Genomic DNA, 18,518 nt, shown 5'->3' on the forward strand with positions numbered 1-18,518 from the left:
CAAACATTTCTTGTGATTAAGTCCTCGACCTATTAGTATCAGTCAACTTCACATATCGCTATGCTTCCATCCCTGACCTATCTACCTCGTCGTCTTCAAGGGGTCTTACTTCTTGCGAATGGGAGATCTCATCTTGGAGTAGGCTTCGCGCTTAGATGCTTTCAGCGCTTATCCCTTCCCTACTTAGCTACCCGGCTATGCTCCTGGCGGAACAACCGGTGCACCAGCGGTAGGTCCATCCCGGTCCTCTCGTACTAAGGACAGCTCTCCTCAAATCTCCTTCGCCCACAACAGATAGGGACCGAACTGTCTCACGACGTTCTGAACCCAGCTCGCGTACCGCTTTAATGGGCGGACAGCCCAACCCTTGGAACCGAATTCAGCTCCAGGATGCGATGAGCCGACATCGAGGTGCCAAACCTCGCCGTCGATGTGAACTCTTGGGCGAGATCAGCCTGTTATCCCCAGGGTAGCTTTTATCCGTTGAGCGACGGCCCTTCCATTCGGCACCGCCGGATCACTAATCCCGACTTTCGTCCCTGCTCGACCTGTTTGTCTCGCAGTCAAGCACGCTTCTGCATTTGCACTCGTCGATTGATTTCCATCCAATCTGAGCGTACCTTTGGGCGCCTCCGTTACTCTTTGGGAGGCGACCGCCCCAGTCAAACTGCCCACCTGACACGGTCCCTCATCCCGCTTAGGGATGCAGGTTAGAATTCCAATCAGACAAGAGTGGTATCCCAACAGCGACTCCTCATACACTGGCGTGCATGTCTCTTTGTCTCCCACCTATCCTGTACATCTCTGATCGAAACTCAATATCAGGCTGCAGTAAAGCTCCATGGGGTCTTTCCGTCTAGTTGCGGGTAACCTGCATTTTCACAGGTACTAAGATTTCACCGAGTCTGCTGCCGAGACAGCGCCCAAATCGTTACGCCTTTCGTGCGGGTCAGAACTTACCTGACAAGGAATTTCGCTACCTTAGGACCGTTATAGTTACGGCCGCCGTTCACTGGGGCTTCAATTCATTGCTTCGTATCGCTACTGACAAATCCTCTTAACCTTCCAGCACCGGGCAGGCGTCACCCCCTATACTTCGTCTTGCGACTTTGCAGAGAGCTGTGTTTTAGTTAAACAGTCGCTTGGGCCTCTTCACTGCGGCTTACTTTCATAAGCACTCCTTCTCGCTAACTTACGGAGTCATTTTGCCGAGTTCCTTGGCAACAGTTCTCTCGCTCACCTCAGGATCCTCTCCTTGCCCACCTGTGTCGGTTTTGGTACGGGCCGCTATGGAATATACTAGAAACTTTTCCTGGAAGCTGGCTACATATGCTTCGGTACTTGCCCTTGGGCGTTCCCTTACCTTTCACGCTTTACATCCTGATGACGCATTTCACTGCCATCCTGCTATACGCTTCGCCCACAATCCATTTAGTGGGTCATACTTACCTTCTCCGTCATTCCTTCATTTCCATCGCGGGTACAGGAATATCTGCCTGTTTTCCATCCACTACGCCTTTCGGCCTCGCGTTAGGTCCCGACTTACCCAGGGCGGACGAACCTTCCCCTGGAATCCTTGGGCTATCGGTGTGTAGGATTCTCACCTACATCTCGCTACTCACACCGGCATTCTCACTTCTATGCGCTCCACCACTCCTCACGATATGGCTTCTACGCTGCATAGAACGCTCCCCTACCACTTGTATTCCTACAAATCCGCAGCTTCGGTAGCATGCTTAGCCCCGGTACATTTTCGGCGCAGGGTCACTCGACTAGTGAGCTGTTACGCACTCTTTGAAGGGTGGCTGCTTCTGAGCCAACCTCCTAGTTGTCTGTGCATCCCCACATCCTTTTCCACTCAGCATGCATTTTGGGACCTTAACTGGCGGTCTGGGCTGTTTCCCTTTTGACCATGGACCTTATCACCCACGGTCTGACTGCCGGGCATATCTTATGGCATTCGGAGTTTGATTATACTCAGTACCCCGGGATGGGGCCATCGTACATTCAGTGCTCTACCTCCACATGACTAAGCCTCGACGCTAGCCCTAAAGCTATTTCGGGGAGAACCAGCTATATCCGTGTTCGATTGGAATTTCTCCCCTAGCCACAACTCATCCGCCAACTTTTCAACGGGGGTCGGTTCGGTCCTCCATTCAGTTTCACCTGAACTTCAACCTGGTCATGGCTAGATCACACGGTTTCGGGTCTATGTCATCGTACTCTCGCCCTATTAAGACTCGCTTTCGCTTCGGCTCCGCATCTCCTGCTTAACCTCGCACGATAACATAACTCGCCGGTTCATTCTACAAAAGGCACGCCATCACCCTTTAACGGGCTCTGACTTCTTGTAGGCATACGGTTTCAGGTTCTCTTTCACTCCGCTCCCGCGGTTCTTTTCACCTTTCCCTCACGGTACTGGTTCGCTATCGGTCACTTGTTTATATTTAGCCTTGACGGATGGTCCCGCCTGCTTCCGACAAGATTTCTCGTGTCTCGCCGTACTCAGGATCCCACTAGGCTTCACATCGTTTTCGGATACGGGACTTGCACCCCCTACGGTCGGCCTTTCAATGCCGTTCTCCTAACAATCCTCTTGCCATATCGTGGTCCTACAACCCCATCTCTAGAGATGGTTTGGGCTCCTTCCCTTTCGCTCGCCGCTACTCAGGAAATCACTTTTGTTTTCTTTTCCTCCGGGTACTTAGATGTTTCAGTTCTCCGGGTACCTCTCTCATGGACTATGGATTCATCCATGGATGCCATCCTATTACAGATGACGGGTTTCCCCATTCGGATATCGACGGATCTTTGTGTACGTACCACTCCCCGTCGCGTTTCGCCGTTTGTTGCGTCCTTCTTCAGTTTCAAGTGCCTAGGCATCCACCGTACGCCCTTACTTACTTAATCACTTCTTCGTGTTTTTGCTTTCGGTTTGCTTGAGTATTACTGTTTGTTTAACTTTATACTCGTGAATATCTATTTTGTTTACAACTTTTACGTTATAGACCTTCTGTTATGTCTTTTCTGTTATTCAGTTTTCAAAGATCGACTTCTCTTGGAAGATTCTTTCGGTCTTCCAAAACCGAACAGGAAATATCTGCTTCTTTGTACTTTCTCCTTAGAAAGGAGGTGATCCATCCCCACGTTCCCGTAGGGATACCTTGTTACGACTTAACCCCAGTCATCGGTCCTACCTTCGACGGCTCACTCCTTGCGGTTATGCCACCGGCTTCGGGTATTACCAACTCCCATGGTTTGACGGGCGGTGTGTACAAGGCCCGAGAACGTATTCACCGCAGCATGCTGATCTGCGATTACTAGCGATTCCGACTTCATGAAGTCGAGTTGCAGACTTCAATCCGAACTGAGACGCCCTTTATGAGATTCGCTCCACCTCGCGGTGTCGCTGCTCTTTGTAGGCGCCATTGTAGTACGTGTGTAGCCCAGGCCATAAGGGGCATGATGATTTGACGTCATCCCCACCTTCCTCCGGTTTGTCACCGGCAGTCTCTCCTGAGTCCCCAACCTAATGCTGGTAACAGAAGACAAGGGTTGCGCTCGTTGCGGGACTTAACCCAACATCTCACGACACGAGCTGACGACAACCATGCACCACCTGTGTGATATATAGCTATCTTTCTATCTCTAGAACATTTATATCCATGTCAAGGCCTGGTAAGGTTCTTCGCGTTGCTTCGAATTAAACCACATACTCCACCGCTTGTGCGGGCCCCCGTCAATTCCTTTGAGTTTCACACTTGCGTGCATACTCCCCAGGCGGAGAACTTATTGCGTTAACTGCAGCACTGAATCTCTCCAACACTTAGTTCTCATCGTTTACGGCGTGGACTACTAGGGTATCTAATCCTATTTGCTCCCCACGCTTTCGTGCATCAGTGTCAGTTACAGACCAGGCGACCGCCTTCGCCACTGGTGTTCCTCCATATATCTACGCATTTTACCGCTACACATGGAATTCCATCGCCCTCTTCTGCACTCTAGCTCGACAGTTTCCAAAGCATACAACAGTTGAGCTGTTGCCTTTTACTTCAGACTTATCGTGCCACCTACGCACCCTTTACGCCCAATGATTCCGGATAACGCTTGCCACCTACGTATTACCGCGGCTGCTGGCACGTAGTTAGCCGTGGCTTTCTGGTAAGCTACCGTCACCCACATAGCATTTCCTCTATATGGCATTCTTCACTTACAACAGTGCTTTACGATCCGAAGACCTTCTTCACACACGCGGCATTGCTCGTTCAGGGTTCCCCCCATTGACGAAAATTCCCTACTGCTGCCTCCCGTAGGAGTTTGGGCCGTGTCTCAGTCCCAATGTGGCCGTTCACCCTCTCAGGTCGGCTACGCATCATCGCCTTGGTGGGCCGTTACCTCACCAACCAGCTAATGCGCCGCAGGTCCATCCATGTTCACACCCGAAGGTGCTTTAATATGAGGAAGATGCCTCCCTCATACCTATCCGGTTTTAGCTACCGTTTCCAGCAGTTATCCCGGGCACATGGGCAGGTTACCTACGTGTTACTCACCCGTTCGCCACTAAGTCTCTTTGGAAGCAAGCTTCCTAAAGACTTCGTTCGACTTGCATGTATTAGGCATGCCGCCAGCGTTCATCCTGAGCCAGGATCAAACTCTCCATTTGATTTAGCTCAAAACGTTTACTAACGTTTTTCTTATTTGTTTATCCGAGAATTACTTCTCTTTTTCATTGAAATTGACGTTTCCTGTTCAGTTTTCAAAGACCGATAGCATCCACTGCTTGGTGGATGTCACTCTCGTTGAGTGCCTGTTTATAATACATCAATTTATCTTTCATGTCAACGCTTATTTTTTATTTTTTTCACTTTTTAATGATCTTTTTTATCTTTTCATACTGTAAACGATTACATCCAAGATATCAAACTTTTCTTATCTTTTCATTCCTTATTTCCATATCATCTCTTTTCCGATTACACATCCAATGGCTTATTATCTAATAAAAAATGCCATGCATTCACATGACATTTCTATAATATATGAGTATATAATTTTAAAACTATCAACTATGACAATTATGAATGGTCATAACGGCTCATATACAAAATCTAACATGGCGATATGATTATACTGCTTCTTCCCGCACCTTACCACAGATTGGATAATTCGCACAGCTTGGATTACAAGCCTTCTCAGCAGTCAAGCGTAGTTTAGCAGGTACCAAAGCAGTAATTTCATCATCATCATAACCAACCACAAAACTATTTTCATTAATCATAATCGGACGTTTTAATATAGATGGATTTTTCTGAATGATGCTGACAAGTTCCTTCACGGATAAATCATCTACATCCCGATGCAGTTCCTGAAACGCTTTACTACGCGTTGAGATAATATCTTCCGTTCCATTCTCTGTACGCTGTAATAAATATTTGATTTCATCTTCTTTTAACAACGTCGTGAAAATGTTTTTTTCTATGAATTTCATATCATTATCTTTCAGCCATTGTTTCGCCTTACGGCAGCTGGCACATCCAGGTGAGGTATACAAGATAATCATAAACAACGACCTCCTTTTTCTTTACTCTATCATTATAACGAATTGTTTATTAATAGAAAAGTTATTTTTGGATAATTTTTATTTTTCCCATTCCTTATACTTACCAGCTATCAATACGTTCCATCAATATTTGAAATACCCTAATTCTGAATTTTTTTCTCTTCCTTCACCATATGAACAGCGTTATATCTCTTCTTTTTTTTATATTTTCGCACATTACAACAAAGTTATTAGGCATAGCAAGTAGAATACCTCATGTTTGTGACTATACATGTTCAGAAAAAAATCACGAATCCTAAAGGATGAGAGTTATCTTTATGCTGACTGCTGTAGGCAAAGTATCTGAATTTAATGGTGCAACTAAAAAAGGTAGGCAAAGAAAACACTTCTTGCATCTGTACTATTTTTTATTTAACCTCTTGTCAAGTTTTCTCAATGATAGTATGATATACAGGAAAAGTACATGCGATGAAGAAGGTATAGTAAAATACAGAAACTGTTTATAGAGAACTGATGGTTGGTGTAAATCAGTACAGCCTGCTATTTGAAATGGAACTTTGGAGCATATTCCTTTAAGGAATCGGTGTCACCGTTATCGACAGAGTGATTCATCATAAAGAAGATGAATAAGAAGGCTGGTACCACGCATGCATCATGCGTCCTTATTGGGTACCTTTTTTATTTTAGGAGAGGATATATATTATGAAAAGAATGTTAAGTGGCATTAAACCAACCGGGCGATTAACACTTGGAAATTATATCGGAGCCATCCGTAACTTTGTCGCCTACCAGGATGATTATGAAATGTTTGTTTTCATCGCTAATATGCACGCCATTACAGTTGCCCAAGATAAAGCGGAATTAAAGAAAAATACCAGAGATGTCATTGCCCTGTATCTAGCATGTGGCCTGGATCCTGAGAAAACCACCATTTTCCTGCAGAGTGATGTACATGAACATGCCGAATTGGGTTGGATCATGACTTGTAATTCCTATATGGGAGAATTACAACGCATGACACAATATAAAGATAAGACTGCCAAGGGCGAGACCGGAATAACAGCAGGACTGTTCACATATCCTTCCCTTATGGCTGCGGATATCTTATTATATGATGCTGATTATGTTCCTGTAGGAGTTGACCAAAAACAACATGTCGAGTTAACCAGAAATCTAGCTGAACGCTTCAACAATCGTTATGGAGATACCTTTACCATTCCAGAACCTTTAGTCGCAAAGGTTGGTGCCAAAATTTATTCCTTACAAGATCCAACAAAAAAGATGTCTAAATCTGAAGATAATCCAAAAGGTACGATTGATTTGCTAGATGAGCCTGCAGTTGCACGTAAAAAGATTATGTCAGCTGTTACAGACTCTCTTGGCATCATTCAATATGAACCAGAAAAGCAGCCAGGCATTGCCAATTTACTGACGATTTTATCTTCTTTAAATGGCGAAGAAATTGATCATATCGTAGCTCGTTATGAAGGCAAAGGATATGGAGAATTGAAAAAGGAAGTCGGACAGGCTGTATTTGACTTTTTAACGGAATTGCAAATAAAGTACCATGAAATCATAAAAAGTGGTGCTGCTGAAAAAGTTATTAAAGAAGGTAATGAGAAAGCCAGCTATTTTGCGCATAAAAAATTAATGAAAGTAAAAAAGAAAATCGGTTTCCAGATCTTCTAAATAACCATTTTCCTGCTGTCGTACATGTAAACACCCTAATGTATCATGAAAAGGGGCACATGAGCGACAGCTTTTTTACTGGCATAAAAACAAAAAATATGTATAGAAACAAGCCGTGTATCAAACAAATAGTGAACCAAAAGAAACCCTCTTGTATGCACACAATTTGCAAAAGATGCTAAACACGATGCATTCACCTGTAATAGGTAAATAATAAAGTACACAGCTAGCTGCAACATAAAAAAAGCTGATATTCATATAGGAATATCAGCATGGCTCTATTTACATTTTAATGATTCCCATAAAGAAGCAGGCTAAGACAACAATGCCTAGAACAATACGATAATAGCCAAAGATCTTAAAGTCATGTTTTTTAATATAGCTCATCAAGAAGCGAATAACGATGACAGATACGAGAAAGGCTACGATCATGCCCGTGCATAAGATTGCTAATTCAGCACCAGTAAAGGATAAACCAAATTTCAGCAATTTTAATAAGCTTGCGCCAAACATGACCGGAATTGCTAAAAAGAAGGTAAATTCTGCCGCAATTGTTCGACTGACCCCAATCATCAAGCCGCCTAAAATAGTTGCCCCACTGCGTGAAGTTCCCGGAAAGATAGCTGCAATTAACTGGAACACGCCAATCTTAAGTGCATCTACATAACTTAGTTCCTGCAAACTAGTCACTCTTGCCCGTTTATGACGGTTACGATTTTCAATAATAAGAAAGGCAATACCCACCAACACCAGCATTGTCGCAACGACCACTGATGTATACAGATATTTCTCCAAGATGTCATCAAATGCGATACCAACGATGGCAGCCGGGATACAAGCAACCAAAATTTTGCCCCATAAGTTCATGATATCATAGCGGATAAAAGGACGATTCTTATTTTTAAAGTTAAAAGGAAATATTTTATTCCAATACAGTAAAACGACCGCCAAAATCGCCCCCAGTTGAATGACTACCAAAAAAACATTCCAGAAGTTTTCTGATACTTTCATGGGAAGAATTTCTTCAAACAGGATCATATGGCCGGTAGAGCTGACGGGCAACCATTCTGTAATGCCCTCAAGGATTCCATATAGCGCAGCTTTTAAGATTTCTATAAACATGTTTTTCTCCTTTTAGATTTTTTTCATACTACCGCAAATTGCCATAAAACGCAAGTCGATAGTATCGTTTTTTTATAACGATTTTGTAAGGTTTTTAGGCCTTTTCCAAATATGCCTGCACCATTTCTTTAAACAATGTACCTCTGACCTCATAGTTAGGAAATTGATCATAGCTGGAACATGCCGGCGATAATAAAATGATATCTCCACTTTGGGCCTTGGCGATTGCGGTATGCAATGCCTCTTGCATTGTTTCAACAGTTTCCACATGCGTGAAAATTGGTTTAAATTGCTCTCTAGTTTCACCAAATGCGATACAGCATTTTACCCGATCATCATATTGCTTTAAATCTAGAAAGCTGATGCCTTTATCATGTCCTCCCGCTAACAGTAGGATATTTTTATCAAAGCTGCTTAAAGCTGCGGTAACTGCATGTGTATTTGTTGCTTTACTATCATTATAAAATTTAACCCCATCTTTTTCCCCAATATATTCTAAACGATGTTCGACTGGTTGAAAACTAGCAATCGTCGCTTGAATATCCGCTAAAGACACACCAAGCTTATAGGCCATACAGGCAGCGACCATCGCATTCGATAAATTATAATCACCGACAATAGGAAAACGGCTTTCTTCAAACAGCATGAGATCAACTAGCCATACCTTGCCATCTTTGCGATACAGATCCACATCTTGACGCGTTAATGAAAAATCAATAGTGGTACAAGGAATATTTTTCGCATAGGCAACTACTGTAGGATCGTCGACATTTCTTAAAAACCAGTCCTCTTTTTGACAATTTTCATATATCCGCATCTTGCTTTCATAATATGCTTCAACTGATGGCATATAATCCAAATGATCTGGTGCTAAATTACAGACAACGCTGACCTCTGGTGCAAAAGTTTCAATACCTAACAACTGAAAGTTGCTAAGTTCTAATGCCACATATTTTTCTTCCTCTTCAAAATCATAGGCCAAAGCGGATAATGGAAAGCCAATATTGCCTGCGACAATCGCATTCCCTTTTCTCTGCAGCATTTCATAGAGCATGGTCGTAATCGTGGTTTTGCCATTTGTGCCAGTAATCGCTCCATAATGAAAATGCGATGCATAACGATATCCGATTTCTACTTCGGTTACTATTTTAACTTGATGTTGAACAAAGTAGTTTACAAATGGCACTGTATATTTGATACCGGGATTTTTTACAATAAACGCGTAATCCTCGCGTTTTAATATATCCGGATGACCTTTTTCATAAACTTGGATACCACGTTCTTGCAATTCAGCTTTTTCTTTAATTTCCTGCATATCCGTGATGATGACAGCATAACCATGACGATTTAACAGTTTGGCTACGGCAACACCACTTTTGGCAGCACCGATAACTAATACACTTGGTTTCATATTACAGCACCCCCAGCCATAATCCAACAACCGCAAAGATTAAGCCGATACACCAAAACATCAATACGACATTGGTTTCCTTCATACCACCTAGTTCAAAATGGTGATGCAAGGGAGACATCCGAAATACACGTTTTCCGGTCGCTTTAAAGCTGGTTACCTGAATAACCACACTTAATAATTCCATCACAAAGACTCCGCCAATCAGCACTAACAAAATTTCCTGTTTCAGAATCATCGCACTAGCTGCCAACAAACCGCCAATGGCCAAAGAACCCGTATCACCCATAAAAATTTTGGCAGGATGAATATTAAAGCGTAAATAACCAAGCAAGGCACCACTTACCGCTAATAGAAACATCGCCAGATCATTGTTTTTTTGTAATAAAGCAAAGATGACAAATGGTGCAATGGCAATTAAGGAAGTTCCTGCACATAAGCCATCCAGACCATCTGTTAAATTCACCGCATTACTTTCACATGTAAACATAAAGAAAATCAAGATGAAATATAAGAACCCCAATTCCAGTGTCATATGGAGTACAGGAATCTGAATCGTAGTTTTTGCTATCTGGGTATAAGCAAAATAAAAGATTACTGCTAACACACTTTGCATCAAAAACTTCATGGATGGTTTTAAGCCATCGTTATTCTTCTTTACGACAATTAAGAAATCATCGATAAAGCCAATCAAAGCATATCCTAAATAGGCGAAGACGACAATGAGCATTTCTGGTGTTAGAAAAGCCTTATAGTTTAAGATGGCCATGACCAATATAGGCACTAGGACAAACACGATGCCGCCCATGGTTGGTGTCCCGGTTTTTGCCATATGGCTTTTTGGACCTTCCTTACGCACACTTTGTCCAAATTTAATTTTATGTAGAAACGGAATGAGCTTGGGCATTACCAACAGTGTCAATACCAAGCTACATCCGAATGCAAGTAAATATTTTATTTCCAAAATAGTTCCTCCTTCGCAAAACGTTTTCTTACACAGTCCGCATCATCGAAGGGGTACATCCTGCCTTCCACATCCTGTGTCTTTTCATTCCCTTTTCCAGCGATTACTATTATATCACTTTCTTTTGCTATTTTAATAGTGTATTTTATCGCAAAATAGCGATTTTCTACTACCTCATAATTTTGATAAGTGGTCTTACACATATCCAAAAGGATGGTAGATAGTGATTCATGACGTGGATTATCACTTGTAAAAATCGCCATATCACTATATTTACAAGCTGCATCAGCCATTAGTTTACGTTTGCTGCGATCGCGCTCACCACCACATCCGACGATAATATAGAGCTTTCCTTGACAAATAGACCGTGCGAATTCCATTAATTTTTCCACAGCATCCGGTGTATGTGCATAATCTAATAAGACCGTATGTTTTTTTCCTTTCATCAATTCCATACGCCCACTTACATATGGAAGATCTTGACAGCTGGCAATCAGTTGTTCATAGGTGATATTAAGCATATGGCACAGGGCAATAGCTTCGGTTGTATTATAAACATTCATCTTGCCCAACAAAGGAATAACAAAAGAATATCCATTGATTGTAAAGATGGCGCCTTGTTCACTAAGATGCATATCCTCAATGGTGAAATGGGCAGCATCAAAGCCGATAGTTATAAGTTTAGCATCACTTAAGTGCTGTAATTTCATTAAATAAGGAAAATCCTTGTTTATGATAATAAAGCCATCCTTTTTCAAATAACGGCGTAACTTAAATTTTGTATACATATAATGTGTACGCGTGAAATGATAATCCAAATGATCTTGTGTAATGTTTGTATAAACAATAGCATCATAACTCATAAAACAAATACGATTCTGATCAATTGCATGCGAACTCACTTCCATAACAATATGCGTAAAGCCTTGTTGAATTGCTTCTTTTAGTAGATTAGCTAAAGTGAAAGAGTCCGGTGTAGTGTTTGGAATCGCTTGTATATGTTGATTATCATCTACCTCATGGGTGCCAATGCGAAAGGTTTTTTTCTGTTGTTTCCGTAAGATATGTGTGATGATACAGGCAACACTGGTTTTCCCACTCGTTCCACTGACACCAATCACACACAAGTGTTTACACAAATCACCAAAGTATAATTCAATCAGTGCTTGTGCAATCGCTTCTACATCTTCACACGCATAGACTTGTTCTTTTTCCTGATGAGATGTTGCTTCTACTTTTTGTCCATTTTTTCGCCATTGCCTTTTTTTATCGCATAATACAACTGCGCCTTTTCGTAAAGCATCATCTATATAAGCAGCGCCATCATGGGTAATCCCTTTTCGACAGACAAACAGCCAATCTTTTTTAACTTTGCGACTATCATCACTGACACCTTGCAAGATGCGTGTGTCATCACATGCGATATGAAGCATGCCTAATAGTTCATTTAACCTTGTCATCACCAAGATAGATCCAGACCTCCCCACCTTCTGCCGGAAGGGTCGTTCCATCTACCGGCATTTGTTCAAGTACGGTATCTCCCTCACCAAGAAAAGTGAAGGTCACACCTTCCTGCTGCACATCTTTTTTCTTTTTCCCAACAAAATTTTTAACTTTGATATTTTCAGTCTCTGGCCAAATTAACTTTTTGGGTATCTGTTTTTCCGCTTTTTCCACTTTTAAATAAGGAAGAATATCTTCATAACAAGATTTCGCAATTGGCGCAATGACCGTACCTCCATATAAAATATCATTTTGTGGACTATCGGCAGCAATATATAACACGATTTGAGGATCATCAATAGGTGCTGCGGATAAAAACGATAGAATATAATTACTTGTGGAATATACTCCATTTTCCGCTATCTGTGCTGTTCCAGTCTTACCACCTATCTTATAGCCTTCCATATAGGCAGGTTTTCCTCCCCCATTTGCCACAACGCTTTCTAACGCATAGCGCATAAGTTTACTTGTTTCTTCACTGATTACCTGACGTTTCTTGGTAGGTTTAAATTCTAGTATCGGATCATGGGTAATGGGATCATTAATGCTTTTGGTAATGTATGGTGTATACAAAGTACCACCATTGACAACTGCCGAAAAAGCCGTTACCAATTGAATCGGTGTCACACTCAGTCCCTGGCCAAAAGCAACTGTAGCCTGTTCTAGCTCACCCATCACTTCTTTTTTGAACATAATACCTTTACTTTCCCCCGGCAGATCAATGCCGGTCTTTTGTCCAAAACCAAATTTAGTCACATACTCATATTCCCTATCCAAGCCCATACGTCGTGAAATTTCCACAAAGCCCGGGTTACTTGAGTTTTCTAACACTTGAAGAAAGGTCTGATGCCCATGACCGCCTGCTTTCCAAGATTTAATGCGGGCACCGCCAACCATCTCATACCCCTTATCATCATAAGTGTCTTTAAACATATCATATAATTTCAATTCCAAACCACTTGCGAAAATCACGGATTTGAAAGTAGAACCTGGTTCATAACTTTTCCAAATCGGCAAATTCCGGTTGTAAACATCACTGGAATAATCTTTATAATGATTTGGGTCAAAATCTGGTTTTGATACCATAGCAAGCACTTCTCCTGTTTGCGGATTCATTGCTAATGCCAATGCTGACTTAGGATGATAACGTTTCATCAAATTATTCATTTCTCGTTCCACGATATCCTGAATTTTGGCATCTATTGTCAATTGTACATCCATGCCCCTACCGGGAGCTTCATAAGTTTCCTGATACAGTTCTACTTTATGACCTTTCGCATCAAAAGGAATATTCAATCCTCCACTTTTGGCTGATAAAATATCATTATATTGTAATTCCAAGCCTGCCAGCCCCTGATTATCAATACCGGTAAACCCCAATACCTGAGCCAAATAGTTATTATTCGGATAGTTACGCAAAGAATCTTGTACCAGATAGACACCTTCCAAATCCATGGCCTCTAACTTGCGTGCTTTCTCATCACTAATCAACCGACCTTCTGGTTGGATTTTCTGTGTTGAGACATGTTTCGTAATTTTTGTTTTTATGGTTTTTTCGTCTGCGTTTAACACTTGTGCTAATTGTTTTGCGGTTTCATCAGGATGCTTAATCTGTGCCGGTACGACCATAACCGATGTCGATGGTATATCATGGGCCAATACCTTCCCTTGTTTGTCTAAGATAGAACCCCGCAAACCGGCAACGGTAAAATCACGTTCCCATAAATCCAATGCCTTCTCCATGATATCCGTATGATGAAAGATCTGTTCATAGCCCAGTTTTCCAAGGATGCAGCCAAAAATTACTAGAGCGCATAGAAAGATGATGGAAATCCTTGTTTTGACCTTTCCTCGTATCATACACTCACCTCATTGCAGTGTATGCCTATTTCAGCAAAAACATGTCTTTGTTGTTTTACCTTCTTAACCATATCGCATTTTCATGCACCCTTATGTAACTATGTGCTCTTAGTACCATCTTGCATGATACAGTTCAAAACTTACCAATCCTGCAACAGCATCTATGCTAAACATGATGAAGGTGAAACATAGCCGATAGCCATATTCTTTCTTTATCATTTGTTTCTGTTTCAAACATTAAAAACAGTGATTCCTCTTTTAACGATTTACATAGATAAATCTTTTCCAAAGAGAAATCACTATTTTTTATTTCATCTTGACTTTAATGATCGTATCCTTACTAATGGTTTTCCCCATCTTAACATTCTGAGAATGCACACTGCCGCTTCCTTCCATCTGTACCTCAATATGAGTCAGATTCCAAAAGGCAGTAATATCTTTTTTTGTCCAACCTTTCATATTAGGCATAGCGATTTTCGCCCCATCACTCAGCAAAAACATACGTTGATTACTCATAATAGCATCTCCAGCTTTCGGAAATTGTGCTACGATACTATTTCCATTGCCAATAACAACGGTATCTATATCCATTTCCTTTAATTTCTGTTTTGCATAACGCAATGTGTGATTCACTAAAGATGGCATTGTATACTCTTTCCATTCCACATGATTTTGTTTTTTTGTTTCCTGATTCTGTCCCTCTTCCCCTGTAATGTTTTCCGCAACTAAAGCAGCCTTCATCACTTCTTTAAAAGGATCACCGGAATAGCTTAAATACTCAGAACTTTCAAACGCATAATAAACCATGACTTTAGGATCATCTGCCGGCGCCGCTGCCATAACAGAGTTCGTATAAATATCACCATACTGCCCGTGTTCATTGGCAATCTGTCCAGTACCGGTCTTTGCGACAATAGAAACATCGTCCATCTTATAACGTATATGACCAGTTCCCATTTTATCGTCAATTACCTGTTTCATAAGTTTCTTTACATAATCTGCACTCTTTTTTGAGATTGGCTGTCCTACTTGCTTTGTGTCATACTGTTGAATCGTTTTGCCACTGCTGGCATCAATAATACGTTCCACTACATATGGCCGCACCATCTTGCCATCATTTAAAATTGCTGTATAAGCCTGTGCCATTTGCAAAGCTGTTACAGAAATACCTTGACCAAAACCAGTATTCAGCTTTTCTGAAGCATAAGTAAAGTTCATATTTCCTTTACTGTTTTCCACAAAAGGAATATCAACTTTTTGATTAAATTTAAATTTATTCAATACATAATCCTGATAGATGCTTGGATCCATATATTTAGTAAGCAGTTCACATATAGCGATATTACTGGATACAATAAAACCTTTATCAAATGAAATCGTGCCATAATTCTTGTTTAATGCATCATAAATCGGCTGAATACCGCCTACTTTTGTAGCACTTCGATAAATTTTTCCTTTTTCATCTGTACCAAAATAAAAGACCCCACTATCATATTTTTTATTATATGGATAATTACCGCTATCTAATGCGGCTGCGTAAGTAATGCCTTTCATAACCGAACCTGGTTCATATAAGTATTGACTTGGTACATCCAGATAATCTTTTATATCGCGCTTATTTAAGTCAAAACTCGGTAAACCAGCCCAGCCTAGCACCTTACCTGTTTCCACTTCCATGACCAGTCCCCAACCACGATCGGCTTTAACTTCTTTCATCGTTTTTTTCAGACTGCTTTGTAAAGCAAGTTGTACATTGCGATCTAGGGTAAGATACACATCATTTCCATTCTTCGCATATTTTTTCGTATATTTTGTTCCTGGTAAAATATTGCCATTGGCATCTTTTTGGTAAACCTCTATACCGTCTTCTCCTTGTAAAAAAGTATTCAACGATTTTTCCAATCCCATCTGTCCTTCGATTTGACCGCTTTGTTCATTATATTGTGCATAACCGATTAAATGCGAAGCAAATGTGCCCGTAGGATAACTGCGTTCCACTGACTTGGTAAATGTAATACCAGGTAATTCTAATGCTTCAATGCTCTCTTTTACACTTTTGGAAAGATTTTTTCCTTTTGTTCCTAGTTCAGTCTGATATTGTTTATTATCAATTGCATTTTGTAAGATATCACGTATAGAATCTTCCTTCATATCTAGCTTTGGTGCTAGTAAACGCGCCGTCTTATCCACATTTTTTACATATGCCGGCACATTGCCGATTCCTTTGCGACTTTTATCCAAAATCGCAACAAGCGTATAGGTATCTTCATCCTGTGCGATTACTTCTCCACCGCGATCATAAATCGTTCCCCGGTTTCCTTTTAATACCGTTGTGTTAGAGATATCGGGTTCTTTAAAATCTTTTACATTGACACCACTACGAAAATGCTTCTGCGTCACCATAGTAAAAAGCACATTTGATAAAATGAGTGTTGCTATTACCATCATGATGATCAGCAATCCTGCCAATGTACGATTACTTCTTCTAGGATTCATAGTCATCCACCTTTACTCATTGTTCTTCTTGTCCTCATCCCCCATGACAACGACCTGATCCTGATTCGTTTTAATGCCATCTTTTTCTGCCATGCCTAATACACATTCACGATTTTCTAATTTATTTACTTCGTTTTCTAGACTACTAACAGTTTCTTTTAAGGTTGTTGCTTTTTCTTCTACCTTACTAGCTTCAATGGAAAGGTTATAGTTATACGATTTCAATCCAATACGCGCACCTAAAAATAACAGCACTGCCAGTGTCAACAGCAGTGTTGCCACACCTTCGATACGGAATCTTCTTTTACGTTTTACTAATTTCGCCTTTGCCATTGTTACTTACCTTATCCTTTCTATAATTCTTAATTTCGCTGAATGACTGCGGTTGTTCTCCATCAGTTCTTCTTCTTGCGCGGTAATTGGTTTTTTGTTGATGAGTTTATAGGGCGCTTCTTCCATATCACTTGGTAAGATAGGAATGCGCTTGTCATATTGCTTAGGACGACTTGCTGTTTGGAAAGCCTCTTTTACGATACGATCTTCCAACGACTGAAAACTGATCACGCAAATTCGTCCATGAGGATTCAGCATTTGCAAGGCCTCTTGCAACACTTCTTCTAATTCCCGTAATTCATCGTTTACGGCAATCCGTATCGCTTGAAACACCTTTTTCGCAGGATGTCCTTTCTTATTCAGTACCTTTGCCGGAAGTGATGCCTTAATAACATCTACCAATTCAAAGGTTGTACGAATTGGTTTATCTATGCGTTTCTTTTCAATATTGCGCGCAATCTGTTTAGCAAACGTCTCTTCTCCATAGGTATAAAAAATCTTTACTAAATCTTGATAGCTCCAAGTGTTTACGATCTCATAAGCATTTAATGCCTGACTTTGATCCATTCGCATATCCAATGGAGCATCAAAACGATAAGAAAAGCCGCGTTCTGCTTCATCGAATTGGGGAGAACTTACTCCTAAATCTAGTACCAAACCATCAATTCTATTTACACCATAAGCCGAAAGTTCTTCTTTCAGATGAGAGAATGGGCTATGGATGCATGTGAAGTTATCTGCCACCTGCAATAGTCTTGGTGTCGATTCTTCAATCGCACTGGCATCACGGTCAAATGCATATAAATGACCGTCAGGAATTTGTTTCAAGATCTCACAACTGTGTCCTCCTCGACCCAGCGTTCCATCCACATAAATGCCATCATGTTGTATATGTAGTCCTTCTATGCTTTCCTGCAGCAAGACACTGTAATGTTTGTTCATAATAGAAACTCCGTAAGATTTTCCGCAATCTCTTCAAATGCAGCATCACCATCTTCATCCAGTGGTTCCCAGCGCTCTTTGGACCAGATTTCCACATGGTTAGCAGCACCGATGATACGGCATTCTTTTGTCAGATCCGCAAGTTTGATTAATGAGGATGGGATTAAGATCCTTCCCTGTGCATCAATTTCACATTCTGCCGCTTTGCTTGTCATCATACGTACAAACATGCGGGCATCTTTCTTGGTGGATGGCAATTTCATCAGCTGTTCATAAATGAGCTGCCATTGTTCCTTTGTATAAATACTTAAGCAGCCGTCTAAACCGCGTGTGATGATGAGCGTATCGCCAAGTTCTTCACGGAATTTTGCCGGAATGATGATACGCCCTTTTTTATCAATATTGTGTGCGTATTCACCCATGAACATGACGTTTACCTCCACTTTCCACCACTTTGTGCTACTTTACTCCACCATTATATCGCTTTTTATGCTATTTGTATAGATAATTTCTAACTTTTATTTGTCGCTTTTTTACAAATGCTTACAAAATCTCCTTTCTTTCCAGTTTTTTCTGAGTATCTTATGTGGCATATAAGTTGAAATACGCAAGAAGCAGATGAATTCCCTCTTACATCATTT

The 18,518-nt window shown here is 41.1% G+C and carries 11 protein-coding genes, 2 rRNA genes and 1 other annotated feature; of the genes, 1 reads left to right on the top strand and 12 read right to left on the bottom strand.

The window, feature by feature from the left end:
- Window positions 1-12: 12 nt before the first annotated feature.
- From KJS44_RS10200 to spx, 3 genes are all read right to left on the bottom strand, one after another.
- Window positions 13-2,910 (bottom strand): 23S ribosomal RNA (locus tag KJS44_RS10200).
- Between the two features lie 215 nt (window positions 2,911-3,125).
- Window positions 3,126-4,663: ribosomal RNA gene (locus KJS44_RS10205) — 16S ribosomal RNA — on the bottom strand.
- The 16S and 23S rRNA genes sit together here, the layout of an rRNA operon.
- A gap of 459 nt (window positions 4,664-5,122) precedes the next feature.
- Window positions 5,123-5,557 carry a transcriptional regulator Spx gene (gene spx / locus KJS44_RS10210; RefSeq protein WP_008687546.1) on the bottom strand — a complete coding sequence of 145 codons (435 nt, stop codon included), beginning with the start codon at window positions 5,555-5,557 and terminating at the stop codon, window positions 5,123-5,125.
- A 459-nt stretch (window positions 5,558-6,016) separates the two neighbouring features.
- Window positions 6,017-6,224: a binding site (T-box leader), on the top strand.
- Window positions 6,225-6,259: 35 nt separating this feature from the next.
- Between spx and trpS the strand changes: the two genes are divergently transcribed.
- On the top strand, window positions 6,260-7,246 hold the full coding sequence (gene trpS / locus KJS44_RS10215) for a tryptophan--tRNA ligase (protein WP_008687545.1): 987 nt from the start codon (window positions 6,260-6,262) through the stop codon (window positions 7,244-7,246).
- A 282-nt stretch (window positions 7,247-7,528) separates the two neighbouring features.
- On the opposite strand, the gene KJS44_RS10220 is transcribed toward trpS, so the two are convergent.
- The 9 genes from KJS44_RS10220 to mraZ form a co-directional block, all read right to left on the bottom strand.
- Window positions 7,529-8,368 carry an undecaprenyl-diphosphate phosphatase gene (locus KJS44_RS10220; protein ID WP_008687543.1) on the bottom strand — a complete coding sequence of 280 codons (840 nt, stop codon included), beginning with the start codon at window positions 8,366-8,368 and terminating at the stop codon, window positions 7,529-7,531.
- Window positions 8,369-8,462: 94 nt separating this feature from the next.
- Window positions 8,463-9,779 carry a UDP-N-acetylmuramoyl-L-alanine--D-glutamate ligase gene (gene murD / locus KJS44_RS10225; RefSeq protein ID WP_008687541.1) on the bottom strand — a complete coding sequence of 439 codons (1,317 nt, stop codon included), beginning with the start codon at window positions 9,777-9,779 and terminating at the stop codon, window positions 8,463-8,465.
- Between the two features lies 1 nt (window position 9,780).
- Entirely contained in the window at window positions 9,781-10,743 is a 963-nt protein-coding gene (gene mraY / locus KJS44_RS10230; RefSeq protein ID WP_008687540.1) for a phospho-N-acetylmuramoyl-pentapeptide-transferase, read from the bottom strand.
- A complete protein-coding gene (locus KJS44_RS10235) occupies window positions 10,734-12,203 on the bottom strand; it encodes a UDP-N-acetylmuramoyl-L-alanyl-D-glutamate--2,6-diaminopimelate ligase (protein ID WP_008687538.1) in 1,470 nt (489 codons plus the stop codon). The genes mraY and KJS44_RS10235 overlap by 10 nt, the downstream gene beginning before the upstream one ends.
- A complete protein-coding gene (locus tag KJS44_RS10240) occupies window positions 12,187-14,106 on the bottom strand; it encodes a penicillin-binding transpeptidase domain-containing protein (protein WP_008687536.1) in 1,920 nt (639 codons plus the stop codon). The genes KJS44_RS10235 and KJS44_RS10240 overlap by 17 nt, the downstream gene beginning before the upstream one ends.
- A gap of 306 nt (window positions 14,107-14,412) precedes the next feature.
- Entirely contained in the window at window positions 14,413-16,602 is a 2,190-nt protein-coding gene (locus KJS44_RS10245) for a penicillin-binding protein (protein WP_008687534.1), read from the bottom strand.
- Window positions 16,603-16,614: 12 nt separating this feature from the next.
- Window positions 16,615-16,935, bottom strand: a complete 321-nt coding sequence (locus KJS44_RS10250) for a cell division protein FtsL (protein WP_213540099.1) — start codon at window positions 16,933-16,935, stop codon at window positions 16,615-16,617.
- A gap of 6 nt (window positions 16,936-16,941) precedes the next feature.
- Window positions 16,942-17,877: a 16S rRNA (cytosine(1402)-N(4))-methyltransferase RsmH gene (gene rsmH / locus KJS44_RS10255; protein ID WP_008687530.1), complete on the bottom strand. Its 936-nt coding sequence runs from the start codon at window positions 17,875-17,877 to the stop codon at window positions 16,942-16,944.
- Window positions 17,874-18,305, bottom strand: coding sequence for a division/cell wall cluster transcriptional repressor MraZ (gene mraZ, locus KJS44_RS10260; protein WP_008687528.1), 432 nt, complete (start codon window positions 18,303-18,305; stop codon window positions 17,874-17,876). The genes rsmH and mraZ overlap by 4 nt, the downstream gene beginning before the upstream one ends.
- Between the last annotated feature and the right edge of the window lie 213 nt (window positions 18,306-18,518).

The sequence above is a fragment of the Longicatena caecimuris genome (assembly GCF_018406465.1).
In the GTDB taxonomy this organism is placed as follows: Bacteria; Bacillota_I; Bacilli_A; order Erysipelotrichales; family Erysipelotrichaceae; genus Longicatena; species Longicatena caecimuris.

Bases quoted from the DNA above. Each gene is read 5' to 3' on its own strand.
- mraZ (WP_008687528.1), bottom strand. From the start codon at position 18,305: ATGTTCATGGGTGAATACGCACACAATATTGATAAAAAAGGGCGTATC.
- trpS (WP_008687545.1), top strand. From the start codon at position 6,260: ATGAAAAGAATGTTAAGTGGCATTAAACCAACCGGGCGATTAACACTT.
- murD (WP_008687541.1), bottom strand. From the start codon at position 9,779: ATGAAACCAAGTGTATTAGTTATCGGTGCTGCCAAAAGTGGTGTTGCC.
- spx (WP_008687546.1), bottom strand. From the start codon at position 5,557: ATGATTATCTTGTATACCTCACCTGGATGTGCCAGCTGCCGTAAGGCG.
- KJS44_RS10235 (WP_008687538.1), bottom strand. From the start codon at position 12,203: ATGACAAGGTTAAATGAACTATTAGGCATGCTTCATATCGCATGTGAT.
- KJS44_RS10220 (WP_008687543.1), bottom strand. From the start codon at position 8,368: ATGTTTATAGAAATCTTAAAAGCTGCGCTATATGGAATCCTTGAGGGC.
- KJS44_RS10245 (WP_008687534.1), bottom strand. From the start codon at position 16,602: ATGAATCCTAGAAGAAGTAATCGTACATTGGCAGGATTGCTGATCATC.
- rsmH (WP_008687530.1), bottom strand. From the start codon at position 17,877: ATGAACAAACATTACAGTGTCTTGCTGCAGGAAAGCATAGAAGGACTA.
- KJS44_RS10250 (WP_213540099.1), bottom strand. From the start codon at position 16,935: ATGGCAAAGGCGAAATTAGTAAAACGTAAAAGAAGATTCCGTATCGAA.
- KJS44_RS10240 (WP_008687536.1), bottom strand. From the start codon at position 14,106: ATGATACGAGGAAAGGTCAAAACAAGGATTTCCATCATCTTTCTATGC.